At 30.2% G+C, this 23762-nt stretch carries 26 protein-coding genes; 8 read left to right on the forward strand and 18 right to left on the reverse strand.

What is annotated here, in order from left to right; genetic code table 11:
* The first annotated feature begins 152 nt into the window (after positions 1–152).
* From O3884_RS03650 to fni, 8 genes are all read left to right on the forward strand, one after another.
* A complete protein-coding gene (locus tag O3884_RS03650; RefSeq protein ID WP_371451740.1) occupies positions 153–689 on the forward strand; it encodes a hypothetical protein in 537 nt (178 codons plus the stop codon).
* Positions 690–1043: 354 nt separating this feature from the next.
* Complete coding sequence (locus tag O3884_RS03655) at positions 1044–1370, forward strand: PadR family transcriptional regulator (RefSeq protein WP_371451742.1); 327 nt, start codon at positions 1044–1046, stop codon at positions 1368–1370.
* A gap of 21 nt (positions 1371–1391) precedes the next feature.
* Positions 1392–2045, forward strand: a complete 654-nt coding sequence (locus O3884_RS03660; RefSeq protein WP_371451744.1) for a hypothetical protein — start codon at positions 1392–1394, stop codon at positions 2043–2045.
* Positions 2046–2194: 149 nt separating this feature from the next.
* The gene (locus tag O3884_RS03665) at positions 2195–3085 is read left to right on the forward strand and encodes a cation diffusion facilitator family transporter (protein ID WP_371451746.1); all 891 of its coding nucleotides are present in this window, start codon (positions 2195–2197) and stop codon (positions 3083–3085) included.
* 198 nt (positions 3086–3283) lie between these two features.
* Positions 3284–4090, forward strand: a complete 807-nt coding sequence (locus O3884_RS03670) for a mevalonate kinase family protein (protein ID WP_371451748.1) — start codon at positions 3284–3286, stop codon at positions 4088–4090.
* Positions 4072–4983: a diphosphomevalonate decarboxylase gene (mvaD, locus tag O3884_RS03675; RefSeq protein WP_371451749.1), complete on the forward strand. Its 912-nt coding sequence runs from the start codon at positions 4072–4074 to the stop codon at positions 4981–4983. The genes O3884_RS03670 and mvaD overlap by 19 nt, the downstream gene beginning before the upstream one ends.
* Positions 4950–5939 carry a mevalonate kinase family protein gene (locus O3884_RS03680; protein WP_371451751.1) on the forward strand — a complete coding sequence of 330 codons (990 nt, stop codon included), beginning with the start codon at positions 4950–4952 and terminating at the stop codon, positions 5937–5939. Before mvaD ends, O3884_RS03680 begins: the two co-directional genes overlap by 34 nt.
* A 21-nt stretch (positions 5940–5960) precedes the next feature.
* On the forward strand, positions 5961–6911 hold the full coding sequence (gene fni, locus O3884_RS03685; RefSeq protein WP_371451753.1) for a type 2 isopentenyl-diphosphate Delta-isomerase: 951 nt from the start codon (positions 5961–5963) through the stop codon (positions 6909–6911).
* Between the two features lie 71 nt (positions 6912–6982).
* On the opposite strand, the gene O3884_RS03690 is transcribed toward fni, so the two are convergent.
* The 18 genes from O3884_RS03690 to O3884_RS03775 form a co-directional block, all read right to left on the reverse strand.
* On the reverse strand, positions 6983–7138 hold the full coding sequence (locus tag O3884_RS03690) for a cytochrome C biogenesis protein (RefSeq protein WP_371451755.1): 156 nt from the start codon (positions 7136–7138) through the stop codon (positions 6983–6985).
* 187 nt (positions 7139–7325) lie between these two features.
* Positions 7326–7499: a 30S ribosomal protein S21 gene (rpsU, locus tag O3884_RS03695; RefSeq protein ID WP_003147339.1), complete on the reverse strand. Its 174-nt coding sequence runs from the start codon at positions 7497–7499 to the stop codon at positions 7326–7328.
* 215 nt (positions 7500–7714) lie between these two features.
* A complete protein-coding gene (locus tag O3884_RS03700) occupies positions 7715–8617 on the reverse strand; it encodes a class I SAM-dependent methyltransferase (RefSeq protein ID WP_371451757.1) in 903 nt (300 codons plus the stop codon).
* A gap of 9 nt (positions 8618–8626) precedes the next feature.
* Positions 8627–9874, reverse strand: coding sequence for a DNA (cytosine-5-)-methyltransferase (dcm, locus tag O3884_RS03705; protein WP_371451759.1), 1248 nt, complete (start codon positions 9872–9874; stop codon positions 8627–8629).
* 1 nt (position 9875) lies between these two features.
* Entirely contained in the window at positions 9876–11375 is a 1500-nt protein-coding gene (locus tag O3884_RS03710) for a Sau3AI family type II restriction endonuclease (protein ID WP_371451761.1), read from the reverse strand.
* Between the two features lie 78 nt (positions 11376–11453).
* Positions 11454–11642 (reverse strand): hypothetical protein, encoded by a 189-nt coding sequence (locus O3884_RS03715; RefSeq protein WP_371451763.1) that lies wholly within the window; start codon positions 11640–11642, stop codon positions 11454–11456.
* 113 nt (positions 11643–11755) lie between these two features.
* Positions 11756–12535 carry an alpha-1,2-fucosyltransferase gene (locus O3884_RS03720; protein ID WP_371451765.1) on the reverse strand — a complete coding sequence of 260 codons (780 nt, stop codon included), beginning with the start codon at positions 12533–12535 and terminating at the stop codon, positions 11756–11758.
* Between the two features lie 24 nt (positions 12536–12559).
* Complete coding sequence (locus tag O3884_RS03725) at positions 12560–13210, reverse strand: hypothetical protein (RefSeq protein WP_371451766.1); 651 nt, start codon at positions 13208–13210, stop codon at positions 12560–12562.
* Positions 13211–13329: 119 nt separating this feature from the next.
* A complete protein-coding gene (locus tag O3884_RS03730) occupies positions 13330–13893 on the reverse strand; it encodes a dTDP-4-dehydrorhamnose 3,5-epimerase family protein (RefSeq protein WP_371451768.1) in 564 nt (187 codons plus the stop codon).
* Between the two features lie 219 nt (positions 13894–14112).
* Positions 14113–14550, reverse strand: coding sequence for a GNAT family N-acetyltransferase (locus tag O3884_RS03735; protein ID WP_371451770.1), 438 nt, complete (start codon positions 14548–14550; stop codon positions 14113–14115).
* A 357-nt stretch (positions 14551–14907) separates the two neighbouring features.
* Entirely contained in the window at positions 14908–16290 is a 1383-nt protein-coding gene (gene selA, locus O3884_RS03740; protein WP_371451771.1) for an L-seryl-tRNA(Sec) selenium transferase, read from the reverse strand.
* A 10-nt stretch (positions 16291–16300) separates the two neighbouring features.
* Positions 16301–17452 carry an aminotransferase class V-fold PLP-dependent enzyme gene (locus O3884_RS03745; protein WP_371451773.1) on the reverse strand — a complete coding sequence of 384 codons (1152 nt, stop codon included), beginning with the start codon at positions 17450–17452 and terminating at the stop codon, positions 16301–16303.
* 47 nt (positions 17453–17499) lie between these two features.
* Complete coding sequence (selB, locus tag O3884_RS03750) at positions 17500–19383, reverse strand: selenocysteine-specific translation elongation factor (RefSeq protein WP_371451775.1); 1884 nt, start codon at positions 19381–19383, stop codon at positions 17500–17502.
* Between the two features lie 96 nt (positions 19384–19479).
* Complete coding sequence (locus tag O3884_RS03755) at positions 19480–19752, reverse strand: putative Se/S carrier protein (RefSeq protein ID WP_371451777.1); 273 nt, start codon at positions 19750–19752, stop codon at positions 19480–19482.
* Between the two features lie 11 nt (positions 19753–19763).
* Entirely contained in the window at positions 19764–20564 is an 801-nt protein-coding gene (yedF, locus tag O3884_RS03760) for a sulfurtransferase-like selenium metabolism protein YedF (RefSeq protein ID WP_371451779.1), read from the reverse strand.
* 26 nt (positions 20565–20590) lie between these two features.
* The gene (selD, locus tag O3884_RS03765; RefSeq protein ID WP_371451855.1) at positions 20591–21565 is read right to left on the reverse strand and encodes a selenide, water dikinase SelD; all 975 of its coding nucleotides are present in this window, start codon (positions 21563–21565) and stop codon (positions 20591–20593) included.
* A 197-nt stretch (positions 21566–21762) separates the two neighbouring features.
* A complete protein-coding gene (locus O3884_RS03770; protein ID WP_483299435.1) occupies positions 21763–22059 on the reverse strand; it encodes a VldE C-terminal domain-containing protein in 297 nt (98 codons plus the stop codon).
* Positions 22060–22192: 133 nt separating this feature from the next.
* A complete protein-coding gene (locus O3884_RS03775) occupies positions 22193–23575 on the reverse strand; it encodes a CAP domain-containing protein (protein ID WP_371451782.1) in 1383 nt (460 codons plus the stop codon).
* Positions 23576–23762 lie beyond the last annotated feature (187 nt).

A 23762-nucleotide genomic window follows, 5' to 3' on the forward strand; every position in this document is an offset into this window, starting at 1 on the left:
ATTATTAAGACAAGGTTTTTGTACCGACCCCAAAAAGTTAGACCAAAAAATCTAACTTTTTGGGGTCGGTACAGTTTAAAAGTGTCTTTTTGTCGTTTAATTTAATAAAGAATTTTATTCCAATGAAAAATCGTGATAAAGGAGTAATATGTATGAATAATATAGATTATGTATCAATATTAACATTATCAATAGACTGGTTTTTACGTATTGTACAAATCATTACATTTATAGTTCTTATATTAAAGATTAACCATTATGATAATTATATAGATAATGTTAGAATTAAGAAAATTAATCCAGATAATCTCGAAGAGTTAAACTCAGAGTTTCACTATATTTATGAATACGAACATATAATAAACGAAGCTCACACAGATCTATTCTTGATTTATCCTAAAAATGTAGATATAAAAAAAATAGAGGTTTTCTCATTAAAATTTGATGAAAAATTAATTGAAGACGAACTATTATATACTAAAAATAATTTAATAAATAATTATAGTTTATTGATTAAAACTATAGTACCTGAAACAATTCCTAATTTGAAAGTAAAATGGGAAACTAGTAAAGGGGAACTTGGTGAATATACATTTAATAATAACGGTTATAACGGAAATGTAGATATATCTTCTTATAAATATAAATTAACTTTTAAAAGAAAAATACTCTCAATTTTTAAATTATAATAAGTTCTAAAATTAAATATATTTTCTAGCTTTATTAAATTAACATTATATTTTTGATTACTATTAATTAAAACCTCAAAATTCAGCGATGGCAACATCGTGTCGGTTCAACCTCAGCTGCTGGTATTTTACAATTTTTTTAAAAAGACTCGAGATTATTTTCGAGTCTTTTTTATTTCATTAAACAAGTAAGCTAATTTACTATTTTGCTTTACAAGATACTTTGTTTATGATACTATTATGTATAACAAGATAGTGAAGCCTAAAACTGAAAATTATTTCTAAAATAGTTTTGTCAAGAACATCTTTTACTTAGATAATCTCAACAAGATATTTAAAGAAAGGAGGAACAAAATGGAGATAAACACTTCCCAAATATTAAAAGGGACCTTAGAAGCATGCATTTTACAGCTAATAAAAAATAAAGAAATGTACGGCTATGAAATAACTGAACAGCTTTCTAATTACGGGCTTGATATGGTTGCCCAAGGAACTATCTATCCTCTACTTTTAAAATTAGAAAAGGAAAATATGGTCACTAGTTATTTAAAAGAAAGTAACTCTGGACCTCCTAGGAAATATTATTCAATTACCAAAAATGGTAAAGAATATATAAATTCATTTAAAAATGTATGGGGAAATATAAGTACTACAATAACAAATATTATAGAAAATAAATAATATCGATAGGGAGGAATTATTATGAACATCGCTGACTTAATAAAACAAAACAATCAACTTAGACCTCAACTTAATGAAGATAATAAGAAATATTATGAAGAACTTTTAGTTGCTTGTCGGATGAAAAATACTACAAAAAAAGAATCAGAACTAGAAATTCAATTACTGGAAATATTACAAGATTTGATCCTATATCAAAAACAAGGAAAAAACTTTACCGATGTTTTTGGAAATGATATAAACAAATTATCTTCATCAATACTTGTAGAACTTCCAAAGGAAAATAAAGGAAAACTATTAAGATTTTCTCTAGTTTATCTTCTAATATTAATTATTAGTTCTCTAGTACCTACTGTATTCACTAGAACTATACAACCAATTATAACAATGTTCTCTATATTATTATTAGCTTTAGGATCAGCAGTTTGCTTATATCTATTAATTTATAAAAAAACAGATAAAAATAAGTGGTTTATATATATTTCTTCGTTAATTATATTTGAGATTTCTTTTATTCTAATACCTATTCTAAATAAATTAAAGCTACTTCCAGAGTATCTTTCTCTAGAAGTAACAGTATCAAGTAACATCTTATACTTCTTTGGATTTTTTTGTGCACTTTCTTACATATATATTTTTTTAACTTTTAAAAAATACTATTCTAAAAAAATATAGTAAACCAGCTCGACTGTTCTATTAGTCGAGCTAATTTTTATAAAAGTTCACCTTATAGAAATAATTTTACTTAATGAATAACAAATTTTCTCTTGAATAATTTTTTTAAACCTGTTATAATAGTAAAACATTATTTTAGGAGAGAAGCCATGAATAACTCAATTTTTGATAAATTAAAACATGCTGAACAGGGCGCTAAACTTAGTATTTTATCATATTTGCTACTTACAGTATTGAAACTTGGCGCTGGTATATTCTTTAAATCATCAGCTCTTGTTGCCGATGGTATTAACAACGCTACCGATGTAATTTCATCAGTTTGTGTTCTTATCGGTTTAAAAATTTCTAGAAAACCAGCAGATGAAGATCACCTTTATGGTCACTTTAGAGCCGAGCTTATATCTACATTAATAGCTTCATTTATTATGCTTTACGCTGGAATTGAAGTAGTAATGTACGCGATAAAAAAAATTATCTCAGGAACGATTGAACAACCTAGCATACTATCAGCAGTTGTAGCATTTATAGCTAGTATTATTATGCTTGGTGTATATTTCTATAATATTCGTCTTGCTAAAAAAATTGGTAGCAAGTCACTAAAAGCTGCCGCACTTGACAATCTAAGCGATGCATTTGTTTCTATCGCTACACTGATAGGGATTATTTCTACATATATAGGTATTCCAATAGCTGATTCAGTAGTCGCAATTATAGTTGGATTACTTATTATTTACACATCAATTAGCATCTTCAAAGAATCTACACACGTTCTTACCGATGGTGTAGATACTGAAGTGATAGACAAGGTTAATGATATTGTAACTGACATCAACGGTGTAACTTCTATAGTCGATACGAAAGGTAGAACTCATGGCTTATTATACTTTATCGATATTACAGTTACCGTTAATCCTTCTTTAAATGTTAAACAAAGTCACGATATTACTGTTAATATTGAAAAAGCACTCTCTAAAGAATTCTATTATTGTGAAACTTTAGTACACTTAGAACCACATGGCATCCCATGTCATACATATTAAATTAATTTTGATGAAATTATACTCACTATAACACCTGTTATTTCAAGTATAATTTCATCTTTTTTATTGTTCGTACGTTTGACAAAAACTAATACTAAAAGTATAATTATTGTACATATAAAAGTATTTTTAGTCTTAGTTATTTTTTAATTAAATAGCTTAAAATAATACTTAAATAAAAATTGGAGTTTTTAATTTATGACACACGCAAAAGCAATATTCTTCGGTGAACATGCCGTCGTTTATGGATATAAAGGAATAACTATTCCCCTTCCGCAGATGAACGTCGAAGTTACATTAGAAGACACAGAGACAATTCAACAACGTGATGAAATTTTAAGTTTTATCGCTGATACATGTGGAATTGATAAAAAAACAAAAATTAATATAACTAGCACTATTCCAGTTGGACGAGGGCTAGGATCTTCTGCTGCGCTAAGTATCGCTATTGCACGTGCCAAAAAACTCCCAAACGTACGAGAAATTGCAAATAAATGCGAAAAATTTATTCACGGCAATCCAAGTGGTATAGATGTTAATCAAGTACTTAGTGATACTCCCCTTTTATTTTCTAAAAAAGAAGGAGCTAGTGAATTAGATTTTGACTTAAATAGTTATTTACTAATTATCGATACAGGTGTTATTGGAATTACTAAAGAAACTCTAAAACATATAGCTGATAATTATGATAAATATGAAAAATATATTGCTGAATTAGGAGAAATCACTGATTTAGTAATTGAACCATTAAAAAATAAAGACATCGATCTTGTCGGACAATACATGTACAAAGCCCACGACTTATTACAAAGGCTTGGGGTAAGTCACGCTAGTAACGATGAGGTTGTGGAAATTTGTAAAAATAATAATGCAGTCGGTGCTAAACTAACTGGTGGTGGCGCTGGTGGATGTTGCATTAGTCTTAGCAAAACAAAAGAAAATGCATTAGAAATTCAAAATGCATTAAAAGAGAAAGGATATTCATCATGGATAGTTACAGTTTAGGTTATGCTAATATTGCCCTAGTAAAGTACTGGGGAAAAAAATCTAAAGATCCTGTCTTACCTTATAATCCTAATATTTCTTTAAGATTAGACAATCTTTTATCAAAAACAAAAATCGAGAAAAATGATAATAATATTGATGAATTTTATATCAATGACGAAAAACAAAGTCAAGAAGAAGTAGATAAAATGATTAAATTCATCTCAAAATTCACACCAACTAATCGTGAAGCTATAACTATTAGAAGTTATAATACTGTACCTACTGCCGCAGGGCTTTCTTCAAGTTCTAGTGGTACTATGGCTTTAGTTCTTGCTTGTAATGAATATTTTAAATTAAACAAAACTACTAAAGAATTAGTTGAAATAGCTAAAGAAGGATCTGGTTCTTCATGTCGAAGTTTCTATAAACTTGCTGCATGGCTTGAAGATGGAAGTGTTGAAGAATTAGAATGTTCTTTAGATTTTGGAATGATGGTTCTTGTAGTTAACGAGGATAGAAAGAAAATTTCTAGTCGTGTCGCTATGGAACGTTGCGTTCAAACATCAACAACTTTTGATGCTTGGGTTGAAAAAGCTAAAGGTGATTTCGTATTAATGAAAGAAGCTTTAAAAGATGCTGATTTCGAAAAAATTGGAGAAATTACAGAAAATAATGCTTTAGCTATGCATGGTACTACTTCTACATCTACTCCTAGCTTCTCATTCTTAACAGAAGAAAGTCATATGGCTATGGATATTGTAAAAGAACTACGTTCTAAAGGTTATAAATGTTACTTCACAATGGATGCTGGTCCGAATGTGAAGGTACTTTACTTAAGGGAAGACCAAGATAAATTATATGAGGAAATTTCAAAATTATGGAAGAAAAAAATCATTTTGTGCATGGAGTAGCCTACGGTAAACTCTATCTCGCTGGAGAATATGCGATTTTAGAAGATTATGCTTCTGCACTAATAACAAGTGTTCCTAAAAAAATTACAGTATTTGTAGAAAACAATAATGAGACTACTATCTTCGATACGATTAATAAAACTAAAGTTGGACTTTTAGAAGAAAATAGTAACTTTACACTTGTTCAACAATTTATTCTATTTTTAACAGAATATACAAATAGTGATAAGACTTTTTCACTTACTATTTTCAATGAACTTCACAATGACGATAAAAAATACGGTTTAGGTTCTTCTGGGGCCGTACTTGTAGCTATAGCCCGTGCTATATTATCATTTGAAAATGTATCTTATGACGATTTAACTATTTTCAAGCTAGTTGCCCTATTTAATATAAAACACAATCTAAGTGGATCTATGGGTGACGTTGCTGCGAGCATTAATGATGGTATTACATATTACGAGAAATTCAATGCTGAATTCGTTAATAATATGATCCTTCAAGACAAGTCTGTCAAAGAGATAATAAACACAGATTGGGATGGTCTTCGTATTGAAAAAGTTCATCCAAAAGCTGATTTAAGCATACTAGCACGTTGGACGGGTGAGGCTGTAGATACAAAAGAACATGTAAAACTATGGAAAAAACATAAAGACAACTACAAAGAAGAATTTAGAGTTTTTGTTGAAACTTCTAATACATTAGTTAAAACTTTAAAAGAGAATTTAGAAGAAACAGATGCTACATCTGCTTTAAATACAATACGAAAACTTAGAGAAAATCTACTTTATTTAGAAAGTTTCTCAAAAATACCTATGGAAACAAAAGCAATGAAAAACTATATTGAAAGCCATTCGGCTGGTAAGCAAAGTGGTTCAGGTAGTGGTGACATTGTATTAGGATTCGAGAAAAATAACGATAAGTATCAGCTACAACTGAACTTAGAAAAACTATAATATACTACGAAAGGATTAATTATGAGAAAAAAAGATCATATTAGATTAGCACTTGCTGATAAAACAAAAGTAACTAGCTTAGACTCATACGCAATTGATTATAACAGTATCCCCCTTTTTGGATTAGACGATGTTGATACTTCTACATCAGTTTGTGGTGACCGTTGGGAATTTCCATTCTTCATCAATGCCATTACTGCTGGCGGGGAAGATTGTAATAAGATTAATCAAGACTTTATGGAAGTTAGTGAAAAATGTGGAATTAAATTTTTCCCAGGATCATACTCTCCTGCTCTTAAGAGTAAAGAGGACGAAGAAGCTTATCCAAAAGGATATTCAGTAAACTTAGGCTTAGATAAAGATCCAAAACTTGTTTTAAAAGCAATTGAAAAATCACAAGCAAAATATATTCAACTTCATACTAATCCTCTTCAAGAAATTGTTATGCCAGAAGGAGATCATAATTTCGAAAGTTGGTACGCTAACCTAAAAGAAGTCAGCTCTAAATCTCCTATTCCTGTAATCTTAAAAGAAACAGGTTTTGGTATGAACGAAGCTACTATTAAACTAGCCATCGACCTAAATATCCCCGCTGTAGACATTAGTGGAATGGGTGGAACAAACTTCGCAAGAATCGAAAATGGACGAAGAACTGACAAATCAACTTATCTAGAAGGAATTGGTTATACTACGGCAGAAAGCCTAGAGATAGCCTACTCTTATAAAGATAAAATTGATATTATCGCAAGTGGAGGTATTCGTAATCCTCTAGATGTTGTAAAATGTCTAGCTTTAGGAGCTAAAGCAGTTGGCATTTCTAAAATATTCTTAGAAATTCTTGTAAATGAAGGAAAAGATGCCCTAATTCAAGAAATTGAAAAATGGAAAAAAGAAGTTAAATTCTTAATGATACTAATGAATGCTAAAACAATCGCTGAATTAGATAAAAAAATAAGAAAAATAGAATTATAAAATAAATAAGATTCCGTCCGTCTTGGATGGAATCTTATTTTGATTTAAGTTGTATTTTTTACTCAAAACTACTATTTTTGAGACTCTTCTAATGCTGCTAATCTTTTAATCGCTTTATTTAAATCATCTTCTAAACCATTAATTTTAGATTTATTCTTTTGATTTTCAGCAATTAAATACCAACATGAAATTAGTAACATAACATTTAAACAAATTATTGCAAACATACCATTCTCCTAATGATTATAATTAAAATTAGAATAACACAATTTCTCTTTTTTAACAAGAGATGCTCTATTCTTTAATACTACATAAAAAAACCTCATCTTACGATGAGGTCATTATTTCTAAATAAATCTAAAAGAGGGAAAATTTTTAGATTTTATTAATAAATTGCGTGTTAATTACCAATTATTAATATTTACGTTTTCTAGCCGCTTCAGATTTTTTCTTACGACGAACGCTTGGTTTTTCATAAAACTCACGTTTACGAACTTCTTGGATAGTTCCGTTTTTAGAAACAGCACGTTTGAAACGACGTAGTGCATCTTCTAGTGATTCATTTTTACGAACTACAGTTTTTGACATTGGATTTCCCTCCCTCCGATACTACAAAATCTTAATTTAATACTTAATTAAATGTTTAAGATATAAAATAAATACAAACATTCAATCAATAAGACTGCTCTTTAAGCAATCTACTTACATATTGTATTATATTCTTACGTTCTTGTCAACCTTTAATAGCAATTTATTAACATATTTTCAAAGAAAACAATCTTTTCATTTATATATTAATTAAACTATTTTTCAGATAACCAGTTTTTAAATTCTTCAATAAAATTAGCATAACCTTCTTTATTTTTGTGGCTAGGTACTTGTGCTAAAAATACTTGATTTGGTAATTTAGTTTGTTCTTTTTTAGTTATTAAAATAATAGCTTTTTGTTGAGAGGCATTTTTGAACATCTCATCAGGTAAAGTAATTACCGCATTTAAATTAATATCTTCTTCTAAGAATTTTTTGAAATTATCTTCAAGCTCAAGAACCTTCTTAGGTACTACTAATACTCCTACACCATTATCATTTAAATAATTAGCCGCTTGCTCGATAAATAGTAGCGCATTTAAGTTATATCCTTCAGCACTACAAAGTTTATAGTTTAAGCTGTTATCCTCATCTGCATAATATCCAAAAGGCACGTCACTGATGATAACATCTTGCTTCTTAATATTTAAAGGTTTAAGAGCATCTTGATTAATAATTTCAACATTAGTTTCTAACAAATTGAAAATATTTTGTTGTAATCTAGCATAGTTATTATCAACATCAACAGAAGTTAACTCGTAATCACCTTTTGATAAGGCTGAAAGGTTAATTAAGAAGTTTCCACTTCCACTAGCAAAATCAGCTACAGAAATCTTCTCGTTATTATATAAACACTCTAAAATATGAGATACATACATCGTTATTACTTCTGGTGTAATGTCATAACTAGGATTATTCAACTCTTTAAGAGCTTTTAAAAGTAAGAACTGATAAGCTTTTTTTATATCCTCTTTAGAGAAATTATCTACAATATCAAAATAATCTTCATCATTCTCCAAAGTTAAGTAATTCACTAGGGAATCAAAATATAGCCCTTCACCTTTATTCTCTTCTACCTGTTTATCTATCTTAAAAAATAATTTTTCTAAATCTGACATGGTTCCTCCTTATTCATTTTCTATAATATTCTTTAATACTGGTTCTAATTTTGAAATTATTCCTGTTACTAGTGCATTTCCCATCATAAAATATCTTCGTCGCATAGGCATAGTATTAGTCCAATTAGGTGGGAACATTTGTATCATTTCACATTCTACTTCTGTTAAAATTCGATATTTTTTATTAATCTCATCGAATATTATATGTGACGAACGGTTAACAGTTCCCTCACTTGTCAACATTGTTCTAGCAGGTTCTTTAATATTTTCAGGAAAACTCATTGCTCCTTCACTATATATATACTTATGCCCTGTTTTTGATTCACGCTCAATTCTTTTTGATCCTTTTAGATATTTCCATTTATCTAATTTATCTTCTTCTGCAAAGTATTTACTTAAATCTTCATCATTATATTTTTCTGCATTTTTTAATAACTTCTCTAGCGAATAGACTTCAGATTTTCTTGGCGTAACATCTCTGTGCATAATCTTTCCATCTATCATCATTCCAGTATCTAAGAACTTCCCATCTTTATAATTTTCTGTTACATCTAATGCATCAGAATAATTATTAATATCTGTATTAAATAAAATATCTAATTCACCTTCCGTTGGAAAAACTTTTTCAAAAATACTGTTTTCTAGGTTTTGTTCATTCTTTATACTCTTAGAATACTTTGTATTTTTTTTAGAAGCAAAAATAAATACCCTTCTTCGCTTCTGTGGCATTCCATAATCACCAGCATTTATAACTCTCCATTGTACATAATATCCTAATTCATCAAGCGTCTTTAACATAATTGCAAAGTCACGCCCTCTTTGAGATGATGGTGATTTTAATAATCTATCAACATTCTCAAGAAGTACAAACGGAGTATTTTTTTCTACTAATACGTCTCTAATATCCCAAAAGAGTACACCTTTTTTCCCAGCTATTCCTTTTTCTCCACTCAATGAACGTGCAACTGAATAGTCTTGGCAAGGAAATCCTCCAACCAATAAAGTATGATTTGGAATTTTTTTCTTATCAACTAAATTAATATCTTCATTTGAACAATCATCTTCTCCAAATCTTGTTGTGTAGCATTCAAAAGCATGTTGTGTTTTTGTTGAAGGTTCAAACTGATTCGCCCAAACAAAATTCCATCCACCTTTTTCTATAGCTTTTCCACTTTCTTTATCAAATTCGCTTATTTGATTTAATCCAACTCTAAATCCACCAACTCCAGCGAATAATTCTACAACATCTAAGTTCATGTTAATCTCCTTCAATTATATCTTGAATATTCTTTAAAACATACTTTTTATTTAACCAAAAGCATTGTTTTGTCATCTTATCTCCATTTGGTAATTCATCCATGTCACTATCTGTACCATTACCATATTTTATTCCATTTATTATATATGCCGATCTTTGAGCATGTGGTCTTAGATGGAATATTTGTGTTTCTTTTGACTTTAATAAGTTATTACTTATTCTATTATCTTTTATTTCAAATTCTATCCCATTTATAAATTGCGATTGATACTTTTCCCATTCATGCTTTCCAATACCTTCTAAATCTAATATTGGCATATTCCAAAATTTAGAACCTATTAATTCATATTCTCCTGACATATTTTCTTTAAATACAACAAATAGAAATCTTTTTTCATAAAAATAATTATATAATTCTGAACTATCAAATATCTCTTGAACAAAATCTAAAATTCTAAATTTTGGGAATGACATACTCTCTCTAGGATTACCTTTTTTATCTATCCTTATTGTCTTTATTCCTATATTAGCTTTTTCAAATTCTTCAACATTATCTGTTTTAACACCAAGCATTCTTGATATCAAACTACTGTTTGCTTGTTTAGAATTTTTATTGATTTCAAATTGAGAATATAGTTCCTCTTCTGTTTTTCCTTTATACTCATTAATCTTGTTTAATACTACATTATCAAAAGTTTCTTCTTTTAATTCTGTATTTTTCAAAATAGAATCATAGGTATTAATTTGCCCAACAACATAATTATTAATCACATATGACATGTATGATTGTTTTAATGAGTATGCTCTTCTTTTGGCAGGAATTTCGCTATAATATTGCTTTTGCTCGCTTTTCTTAGCTGTTGCTCCTTTAGTACATGCACCCAAATATTTTGTATCACCTTCAGATAGTTCATGTGCTCTACCTTGTTGAATTTTTGTAATAATTGTAGAATAATCCTCTTTAATAATTATTAAATCTTCTCTACAGTTCTCAGATAAAATAGAAAACAGTTTTACATACTCTATACTATACTCTGTTCTTAAGATATCCTTTTCTCTTAAATACAAAATTAACAACATTAATCTCATTTTTTCTAATACATGAGATTTTTCAAACACTGGTTCAACAGGTCTGTCATTAGGTATCATAGTGATAACTAGTCTTTCTCCTGCTCTTAAACTACCATCTCTTTTTTTCTCTATTGGTGTTACCTTTAATTCTGTACCAGCTTCTAAAAAATCAGGATTAGAATCACTATTTGGTTTGTAATAAAAATAATATTCTTCTAACAGATTTCCTAGACTACCCTTCCCTCTAGGATTGTTAAAATATGTTATTTTTTCTTGAAGTTCATTCTTTTCTGAGTAACCAATACCACTTTCTCTTATCTCACTATTTGAATAATAGTCTTTTAGTACTTCAAAAAATTTTTTTCCTTCTAATTTTTTAGCATATTTCTCTATAGCCAATGGATTATGTTTATCATAAGGTAAATTCACAATAATACAGCTCCTAATCAAATAATAATTATTATACCATAATTTTTATAGCAATATGTCAATAATCATTTAATTTATCTATTTTTCTTTATCAAAAAAATCATTTAATAAATTTATATCATTATTCTCATAATATTTTTGATATAATTTATCCAAAACTAATTCATCTTTTATATTTTTTTCTATGTAAATCATAGCCTTAATATATTCTTTATAATTCGATTCCGATATTCTCTCGATAACTTTTACTATTTCTAAATATCCCATAATAATTCTTCCTCTAATTTTTCTATATTAGATCCTATCATCTATTTGTCCTAGTGTCAACAAAAAAAAACAATCCAGATAGGATTGCTATTTTTATCTTTTTTTTAATTCATTTATTCTTTTTCTTCATACATACTTCTATCCACATCAACTAGTATCCAACCTCTTGTGTCGGCTATTTGTCGTCCGTCTTCGATTAGCGTTGTATTGAAGTTAGGTGCGAAAGTTTGAACATTTCGTGCGCTCACTCTCAGAACATATCCTACCCAGTATCCATAAGTTGAGTTTGGCGTAATGAAATATTTATCTGTTGCGTACAATTGTAAGAAATTATCTTGAATATCTTGATCTTCAACTACTATTTCATTCGAGAAACGAAATAATGTTTTTAGTTTTGTGACTAATTCTTCTTTGCACCAAGTTGTGTCATCTGAAGTTATTCTTATTGTTAAATCAGAAATATTACCTTCTTTTTCTTTGATTATTTCTAAACAATCGACAACATACTTAACTGCATCATAGCCATATTTCTCTGCTCTATCTCCATGTAAAAGGTCTGTTCTTCTTATCGCGATAGTTATATTTTTATTATCAAACTGGTTAGATAGTTCTTCTGTTCTTTCTAAAAGATATTCTCTGCAGAATGAGTCCAATACCTCTGCATCATAGTCTTGTCCTGATATTTGGTAATAGCCAAATGGTTCAAGTTCACAACCTTGTGCTTTTCCAAATAGTCGTTCTGTTTTCGGAAAGAAACTTTGTGCGAATTTAAAATAACCTGTTCTTAATACATAGCTCTCTTCTATACCAACTAATCTATCTTTATGTGCTTGCATTAATAGAAATAGTAGATTACCAAGTTGGAATCCTCTATCGTTATAATAAACTTTCATTCTAAATTTCCTTTCCTATATTTTTTATTTCATGAAATATTTACCCAAAAATGCATTCTCGTTTGGATTTTCATAGAGATCTTTAATCTGTTTTCCTGTAAATACTTCAGTCTCAGATATACTAGTTTTTAACCCTTGTGATACTTCTATATTTTCTACAACGGTTCTAGCTAATGTAGAAATCGGAGTAGTCTGAAAAATTTTATCATCTGGATAAATGTCTACTATATTTGGTAATTTTTCTAATATATCCTTTGGTAAATCAATGTATCCTTCCCAAAGATTAGTATTTTCTATCTTTCTATAATAATTCGTTAATTCCGGTAACTTTTGAATAAGTTCATCAGACAAGAAACTCCATCGTTTAGTAATAATATCACTAATAAAACCTTTGTTCAAACTAGGTCCATATAGCGTATCTACCATATAAACCGTATAATTTTTATGATGTGAAAGAACACTATCCATTACCCTTTTCTGAACTTTTCCATATGGTTTATCTTCTTCATTAATAGCTGATTGCGATGAAATAAGTATAAATCTTTCTGTTTTTACTTCTTTGATTACTTTACATAGTTTTTCTATGTCTTTGTCTCTATTATCAAGCCCTAAATTCGTTTTTAGCTTCCCAGAAGAGGGTGCTGCGCAAATAACAATATCATATTCACTATTCAATAAACCCTCGATATTTTTTCTATTAAAAGTATCAACATGTACCTTATCTTTTTGAGATAACTGATTATATATTTCCTGACCTATTGAGCCAGTTGATCCTATTAAAGCAATATTTTTCATTACTTCACATCACTTTCTAAAATCTCTATTACTTCGTCATAAGATAAGCTGTTCATATCTTTTTCTGAAATTATCGGTGTTGTAGTCATATCCCAAGGTAAGTTAAGTTTTGAATCTAGTGGTGTAATCCCTAAGTATTTTTCATTTGGATTATAATAACCAGTTACGATATAATTTAATATTCCATTCTCTGCTAACGATTGCGCACCGTTCGCAACACCTTCAGGAACGAATACTGCCATACCAGGTTTCACATCAAGTGATACCACCTTTTTATACGTGGTAGATTCACGTCGTAAATCTACAAAACACATTCTAAACATCCCCCATGCAACAGTCATTAACTTCGCCCATCCTTGACAGTGCATTCCCCTTAGAGTCCCTTTATTCGACACTGAAACATTATTTTGCAGATCATTATCGAAGAAATCTTCTGGTACCCCAAATTTTATTAAATCATTTTTCTTCCAATTTTCTAGAAAATATCCTCTATCATCGTGGTGAAGTGGACTTGTCAAAACTAACAATCCATCGATTTCATTATATTCTTTACTAAACTCCATTCCTTCTACCTCTTCTTTATATAAGTCTACTTTATATTATCATACTTTTTTTGTACAAACAAGTTGAAGAAAACTAAGCAAAAAGAAAGATCTATACAATCAAACTTAATCAGTATCTCCAAGGATTTCCTAGGAAATAATAACTACCTTTAATTATATAAATCTTTTTCAAACTCTCTAAAAGTGAGCTAAAACATCAAAACTTCTGTTTCAACATCCTTACTCAAATACCTTTATAAATCTTTTTTGAACTTTATCACAGGTATAACCGATATGTTCATAGAAATTATGCGCATCTTCACGTTTCAAGGCAGAATTTAACCTAATAAAGCTAATATTATTATCTACGGCATAGCTTTCTAACTTACTCATAAGTTTCTTACCTATTCCCCTACCTTGAAAATCAGGATTAACAGCAAGTCCTAGAATATTTAAACCAAGATCACTATAAAAACTTTCATACATTTGAGCATGAACAAATCCTATAATTTTCCTTGTGTTTTCATCTTCATAACCGATAATAATATGCTGTTTCTTGTCATTAGTTAGTTTCTCTATTTGCCTTTTCACGTTTTCAACATCTACATCGTAACCTAATGCTGCTTTACAGATTTCTGCAACTTCTTGTGCATCTTCTATATTTATTTCTCTGAACATATACTCACCTTCTGATTTTATCAAATATTATTTAATGTGCAACTTACTGCAACTTAAATCATTCTATTTTATCATCTAAGAACACTGATATATCAAGCTTTTTACTTTTTCACAGTCGAATTTTTACTTTAACGTGCAACTTACTGCAACTTAAATCATTCTACTTTATCATCTAAAAACGCCGATATATCAAACTTTTTACTTTTTCACAGCTGGATTTTTACTTTAGCGTGCAACTTACTGCAACTTAAATTATTCTATTTTATCATCTAAGAACACTGATATATCGAGCTTTTTACTTTTTCACAGCTGAATTTTTACTTTAACGTGCAACTTACTGCAACTTAAATTCTATCTTTACTTCGCAACTTCTATTAATCCTTGTTTAACTAAGTCGAACTCTCTAGTACGAAGAGTTCTCATATCAAAGATAAGCTCATTATCTTTGATACGTGTAATGATTGGAATTTCTACTTCTAATAAGCGGCGTTCAATATCTGTCGCACTTAATCTTGGATGTTCCAACTTAACTACAACACTATCTAAATAACTTGCTGGATAGCTTCCGCCACCTACTTCTGCTTTATCTTCAGCTACGGTAATCTTGAAGTCTATGTCACTAAGTCTTGTTTTAAATACGTCTGCTTTAGCAAATAAACGTTCTTTTGATAATGAAATCATGTGTAATGTAGGAATGTGTTCCAACGCTTCTTTTTCATCTAGATATAATTTCAATGTAGCTTCTAGAGCAGCTAGAGTCATCTTATCTACACGTAATGCACGAGTAAGTTGGTTCTTCTTCATTTGTTCGATATATTCTTTTTTACCAACGATAATACCTGCCTGTGGTCCTCCAAGAAGTTTATCACCACTAAATGTTACAATATCGATACCACTATCAAGCACTTCTTTTACAGTTGGTTCATAAGGTAAGCCAAATCTAGAGAAATCTACGAACTGACCGCTTCCTAAGTCATTTATCGATACTAGTTCATTCTCACGAGCAAGATAAGATATTTCTTCATTAGATACTTCTTTAGTAAATCCTACAATCTTATAGTTACTAGTATGAACTTTTAGTAATGCTCCTGTGTTGTCAGTAATTGCGTTCTCGTAGTCTTTTAAGTGTGTTTTATTAGTAGTCCCTACTTCGACAGGAGTACCACCACTTAATTTAATAATCTCAGGAATTCTAAATGCTCCACCGATTTCTACTAGTTCTCCACGAGAAACTACTATTTCTTTATCTTTAACTAGAGTATTTAATGTTAATAATACTGCTGCTGCGTTGTTATTAACAACAAGTACATCTTCTGCACCTGTTAATTTTTTGATAATATCAATAAGATGAACATAACGACTACCGCGTTTTTTATTATCAATATCAAACTCAAGGTTAGAATAGTTAAATGCTACACTTTCAATGTTTTCTTTAATCTTCTGGCTTAATAAACTACGCCCTAAGTTTGTGTGTAAAATTGTTCCAGTTGCATTAATAACTCGTCGTAAAGAATTCTTGTCTTCACTTTTCACTATTTGTGTAACTACTTCTACAATATTCTCTAAACTTGGAACTTCATGTAATTCTTCGTTTAATATTTCTTGTTTGATTTCATCAATATAGTTCTTTATCGCTGATTTCACACCAACTTCACTATACTCTTGAATTAATGATTTCACTTCATCTAATAATAAAATCTTATTTATTGCAGGAATTTTTGATAATAATTGTTTTGACATAATATTTCTCCTAAATCTCTTTTGCTAATGTTTTTATAGCGTTAATAGCGTAGTCTACTTCCTCATCTGTATTCATACTTGAAAATGAGAACCTTACTATCCCTTGTTCTTTTGTTCCCAATACTTCATGCATTAAAGGTGCACAATGTGCTCCAGGCCTAACTGCAATATCGTATTCCTCAGCAAGAACATCTGCAACATCTGAAGCTGATATTCCTTTGAAGTTCATTGCTACTACCGCAGTACGATCTTTTGTAAAATCTCCATAAAACTCTAAACACTCTAAGTCTTTTAATTCATTATAGAATCTATCAGCAAAGTCGATTTGTTTTTTATAAAGATTTTCAATTCCATGCTTATTTATATATTTTATTCCCTCATGTAAACCTAGGATTCCAGAAGTATTCAAAGTACCCGCTTCTAAACGCAGTGGATATTCCCCAGGGTGTTTCTCATCGAATGTTCTAACACCACTCCCACCGACTTTAAATCTCTTAATCTCCGGTTCTTTAAGTCTCACGCATAGACCACCGATTCCTTGTGGTCCATATAAACTTTTGTGACCAGTAAAACATAATACGTCTATTCCCAATTCATCCATATTAATAGGTACTACTCCCGCTGTTTGCGAAGCATCTACAACTGAAATAATATTATGTCTTTTACAAATATCCGCAACTTTTTCTAAATCCACTATACTTCCTGTTACGTTAGAACTATGTGTAATAGCAATCATTTTAGTATTAGGTTTAATAGCTTTTTCTAGATCATCATAATCGATTAATCCTGTTTTACCAGCTTTTACAATAGTATATTCACACCCTATTGTTTCGTGTGCTAAATATATCGGCCTTAAAACTGAATTATGCTCCATAGAAGTTGTAATAACGTGATCTTCTTTTTCTAACAGTCCTAAAATCGCAATATTTAAACTTTCTGTAGAATTACTAGTAAAGACAACCCTATCTTCTTCCTTCATACCGAAAAATTTTGCAATATCACTTCTCGCCTCAAAAACTTCACGGAATGCATTATTCGCTTCATAATAACTACCTCTTGAAGCGTTAGCATACTTTGCCGATGACAATACTTCATAGACTTTATCAGCTACTTCTTTTGGTTTTTTTAGTGATGTCGCACCATAATCAAAATAATAACTCATATTACTTACCCTGTCTAAGTTATAAACAACCTAGCTCCCTTCAATATTTATTTCTTAACTAAAACTCTATAATTTTCTAAACGTCTAGTTATACCAATTTTATCCATATACTCTAAAATAGCCATAGAGTACTTTCTACTAGAACCTGTCATGTCTCTAAATTCTGCAAGTCCTATTTGATCATTAGTTTTAAAGTGATCTTCTACTTTTTGAACAGCGTCTTTAAATACTTTTTCATGTAAAACTAAATCAGCATCTAATCTTACTATCGTATTATCTATAAGAGATTCTAACAACTCAACCTTTGGTTTTTCTCCATTTGTTAGTTCTTTAACACTTGGAGGTGTGAAGCCACCATCTAATAATGCTTTTTCTATTCTTTCTTTTTCTGCCAATTGTTTCTTATCATAATTAACTACGAAATCTTTTTCTGCAACTAAATTACCTTCTAAGCGAATTTCGTTATTTAGTATGAATAAGTCTAATAACTCTAGCATTTCTTTTTGAGAAATTTTAAACTTAGAAAGTACTTCAATCTTAGGAATACCTACTTTTAATTTATATCTATTGTGGTAGTCACTTAATAATTTCTTCAGTTTTTCTAACACTTCATCATATTTTTTCTTATGAATATAACCTAATTTTGTTTCATAGATTGTAGTGTTTTCTATTAATTGTGTTAATGATTCCTCAAACTCTTCTTTAGGAAGTTGAAGTTCTTTTAAAATATTCTCTTTAGAATTTAAGTAATCAGTATGTGATAATAAATAGTTAGCAATTAAATCAGTTGTATTACCTTCAAGCTGAACTTTCAGTTTTTCTAAGATTTCTTCGTTAAATCTACTATGTTTTTTAGGATTAGCATCTAATATTACCCCTCCACCTATTGTAATCATAGGTGAGTATGTACGGATAATAAATTTGTCATAGTTTTTAACAGCAATTTCTTCTTCAAGTCGAAGCTGTGCAAAACTACTTTCTCCTGCTTTTAATAAGTCTGTTCCAAGCGGTACAACACGCGCCATTACTTCCTCAGTACCGATATAAACACGTACTCTATCCCATAATTCAAGATTTGCTCTCTCATCATTTATTAGTTTGATTTCAGTATCAAGCATGTATGTTTTTGTTAATGAACCTGCAGTGGCTAATGTATCTCCACGTTTTACATCATCAAACTTAATATTCGCTAAGTTTATAGCTGTTCTTTGCCCTGCATAGGCAGTCTCTACATCTTTTGAGTGAACTTGAATATTCCTAACTTTTGCTTTTACTTCTTTTGGATAAATTACTAATTCATCCCCTACATTTATAACACCTTCTGTAAGAGTCCCTGTTACAACTGTTCCAAATCCTTTTACTTGGAATGAACGGTCGATGTTAATTCTAGCATTTTTCTCAACATTTTTAGCTGCGATATCTTCTGTTTTCTTATCGATTGTAGCTAATAATGTATCAAGTCCTTTTTTACTAATTGAATCGACTTCAATTATTGGAGAATTTTCAAGAACTGTACCTGAGATAAATTCTTGGATATCTTCTTTTACTAATTCTCTATATTCTTCTTCAACTAAATCTATTTTTGTCATTACGATAATATAATTTTCTATCCCTAATAACGTTAAAATATCAATATGTTCTTTAGTTTGTGGCATAATTCCTTCTCTAGAATCAACTAGTAGTAAAACTAAGTTTATACCACTAACCCCAGCAAGCATATTTTTAATAAACCTCTCATGGCCAGGAACATCAACAACTCCACATCTTTTCCCACTCGGTAGATCAAAATATGCGAACCCAAGGTTAATAGACATCCCCCTGTCTTTTTCTTCTTGAGTAGTATCTGTCTCGATTCCGCTCAGAGCCTTGATCAACGTAGTCTTACCATGATCGATGTGCCCTGCCGTACCAATAATTACATTGTTATTCATATATTTCACCTTTACACTATATTAAGAATAGAGATTATTTAAGAAAATTAAATCAAACATTTTAAACTTTCTCTATGTTAATCTCTATTCAAAATTTTATTTAATTTTATAATTTTCTAATTCTTTTATTGCTCTCTTAATTCCAATTTTTTTAGAATAGTATAGTCCACGATATTCAATATTTTCCTCTTGTAACATTCTTACAATGTTATCAAAATTATCCCATGCTGTTTTTAGCATAAAACCACATCCTACACTTATTGACGGATGCGTAGGGATTAATGATGCTGCAAGTTTTCTTTCTAAACAAATGTTATCAGCCTTTATTGAATCATGCGTACTATTAAAAACAATTAAACCTTCTTCCACGCTATTTCCTCCTATGGTTGAATTACTTTGTTCGCTTTTCTCATATCTTCTACGATGAAGTACATGTTTGTTGGATTACCAACTGCTAAATCAATCTTATGATAGTCAATACATGCCCCACAACAAACTATTTCTACACCAGCGTCTTCTAGTGTTTTTAATTCTTCAATTACATGACTACGAGTTTTATCTACTAAAACTCCTCCACCATTGTAGAAAATTATTTTTTTAGGAAGTACTTCTTGTTCTCCTAATGCATAAAGATATGCTTTAATTAATCTTTTTCCTAATTCTTCACTACCATGTCCCATTTGATCTTTGTTAATTACAACAATGTAGCTATCATCTTTAACAACTGTTGCAGTTTCTAATTGCGGTGCTTCTTCTCTAGTAATTTCTACTTTAAATCCACCTTCAATATCAGAAACTTTAAATTCATAACTATTTTTATCAGCAAATTTTCTAAGACTTTCAACGCTGTCTTCAGTTTTTACTAATAACGTAACTTTTGTTTCTTCTTCTAATACACGTATAGCTTGAGTTACAGGTACAACACATGTATCACATAATGTATCAACAACTACACCTTCAGTAACCTCTCCTTTAGAGATTGTAACGATATATTTATCTTTTGCTTCCTCTTTTACCGCAAAGTTATATCCTAGTTGAGTTGCCATTTTTTCTAAATTTTGTGTAGCAATAACATTATCTACAATTGTTTCGACTACATCATTATCCACTAATAATTTTTTTGTTTGAATAACTGGCATTGGACAAGCTAAACCTTGTGCGTCTAGAATTTCTTTTTTCATACTTATATTCTCCTTTTATAACAGTTCTATTTAACGATAACTGCTTTTTCTTGTTTTTCTATAACTTTTCCTACGATAGCACTCTTAATTTCAAGAGTATTAAGTTTTTCTAATAATTCATGTGCTTCATTCTCTGGTAAGCTTATTAATAACCCACCTGAAGTTTGTGGATCATACATAATTTCTTCTAATGCAAAGTCTTTAACCTGATATTCTACATTTGGCTCAACAAACGTTCTGTTTAATTGCCCTCCTGCAGTAATAACAAATTCATTGGCACATTTATATGCTTCTTCAATATACGGAATATCTTTTATATATACTTCTGCAGAATGTTTACCATCTAACATCTCTACAAGATGTCCTAGGAAACCAAATCCTGTGATATCTGTACAACTATTTACGTTAAAATCTTTCATCATTTGAGCAGAGTATTTATTAAGTGTTGTCATTTGTTTAACGCTTTGAGCAAATGCTTCTTCAGAACACTCTTTAACCATGTGAGCTGTATTAATAATACTTACACCTAAAGGTTTTGTTACTATTAATAAATCCCCTACTTTACAATTGTTATTTTGTAATATTTTATCAGGATGAACAACTCCTGTTACTGATAAACCATATTTTGGTGTAGCATCATGAATAGAGTGTCCTCCTGCAAGAACTCCTCCTGCTTCATGAACTTTTTCAGCCCCACCTTTTAATATTTGATGTAATATTTCTAAGTCCATATTTTCCGGAAAGGCAACGATGTTTAAAGCTGAAATAACTTCTCCACCCATTGCATACACATCACTAAGGGCATTAGTTGCTGCAATTTGACCATATAAATATGGATCATTAATCATTGTCGTAAAGAAATCTAAAGTTTGAATAATCGCCTTATCTTCAGATATTTTATAAACAGCTGCATCATCCGAAGATTCATATCCTACTATTAAATTTTTATCTTCTTTTTTAGGAAGGTCTCTTAATATATCTGATAAGGCCCCCGGCCCTATTTTCGAGTTTCACCCTCCGCAAACTATCATGTTCATTTTTTTCTCTGACATATTTACCTCCTGTGTTATAATACTACTTACCTATAATTATACTACTTCAGAACATTTTTTAAAAGTATTATTTAGTTTTTTAATGTAAAAATAGACAACTAACTTAGAATCAATTTCATCTGTTAGTTGTCTATAATTTTTATATTTTATTTTACAAAACTTACATGTACGTGATCATAGTGATTAGCAGTTACACCACCACGATCCGGCATTAAATTCCATGTGTTCGCTGGACCATACATATTATATTGTGGCATATAGAATCTTTGTTTCCAAATAATATAATATACACCTAATTCATTCATATTTTTAGTCAGGTACTCTGCAAGTTGATCTCCTTGTGCAGAACCTACTGGAACCATAAAGTCGACCGATATACCTGTTCCATGTCCATGCCCAGTTCCATCATCATCACCCGCACGATACATTGAGAAACTAGTTATTTCAAATTTCTTAAATTATTTACTTAACAAAATTCTCATCATAATGCTATTAATAAAAATAATAAACTTGTAATATAAAAAACAGCTAACTAAGATTACTTAATTAGCTGTTAATAAATATTCAAATTAATTATTAAATATAAGATTTACCGTCTAAGAATTTTCCAGGAGTTGGAGTTGAACCATTATACCACCCTGTATTATCTTGATGTTGAACTAATGTTACAAGTCCATTTGAAATGTTAACACCTACACCTACTAATGATGAAGTATTTGAAAGAAGTGTATTTCTGTGTCCGTATTTATGAGCTGGTGTTACATTATGTTCTTCCGAAAATAGTTCATGTAATAATTGATAAGCGACTTGATCAGCTGTTCCACTATGCCCTACTTGAACAACATTGTAAAGGATACTATTAGCTCCTGGAAAACCTGCATTAGTAGCTGCTGCTTTTTCTAAAGATCCACCAGAACCGTGAACTCCTGCATGCACTCCACCATTATTCGCAACGTAGTTAGCACGAGCTGCTGTAGCATTATTTAACGCTGCATTTTGAGCTAACTGAGGTAATCCATTTTTAGCACGTAATTGATTTAATTGTTTGATAAACGATTGTTTAACTTGCTCTTCAAATGTTGCAGCAACTGGCGTTGTAGCTGCTGGTTGAGGAGTTTGTTTAGTTGCTTCAGCTTTTGTTTCTGATTTTGCTTCTGTTTTTGGTGTATTTGTCATCACCGTATTTACCGGAGTTACTGGTGCACTAGCCACAGGTGTACCCACTAAATTCATTGGGTTAACCGATGGTTTTGTACCTTCAGGTGTGTTCGGTTTAGCTGGTGCTGTTACATTAGTTTTTGGTTGATCTGCAGGTTTAGTAGTTTCAGCTGGTTTTGTTTGCTCAGCTGGCTTTTTAGTTTCTGCAGCTGGTGCTGAAGGTTTTGGTTGTTCTACTTTAGCATTTGGATCTTTTTTTAGATCAGTAATACTTGGAACATTTGTTGGTTCCTCATTTTTTTCTACTTTTGTTTTATTTTTAAGATCTTCTTCATTTTTTTTCTTTTGGTCGTTGTTAGCTTTTTGTTGAGCTTTTACTTCGTCTGTAGATACTTCATAACTTACAGAAATTTTGAAAGTGTGCCCTGCTAACTCAGTTACAGTATTGAATGATTCTTTTTTCACTCCTGTATGAGGTAATTTTCTAGTTGGAACTTGTGCTTTCATATCTAATTCTACAACAACTTCTTCTCCAGCTTTAATAATATCTCTTTTAATTAAAAATTGAGCTTTAGTTTCAGTTGTAATACGTGCTACAACATTCGCTACTTCTTTATCAGCTACTAATTTAGCATAGAAATGCCCTTCTTTTTCATATACACTTGCTTTTACATTTTTCACATTTACATCTACAGCGGCAGGTTTTACATCAATAGCTTTAGTAGGCACTGCTGTTATTCCTGAAAATAACACTAGTCCTGCTAGAACCTTACCAGTTAATTTTAATCCCTGTTTTCTCATAGGTATTTTCTCCTTATTAATAATTCTTTAATAATTACTTCTCCTATATTATAATTCATTTTCTAAATCATAATCAATAGATTTTCAATTTTGTAATACAAAATACATTTTGTAACAATTTAGAAATATTTGGAAACGTTTATGTAATTTTAGTTTACTTAGTTTTGTTATTTACTTAAAATAAGGA

Origin of the sequence: Gemella sp. 20925_1_85 (assembly GCF_041433735.1) — a bacterium.
Lineage (GTDB): Bacteria > Bacillota > Bacilli > Staphylococcales > Gemellaceae > Gemella.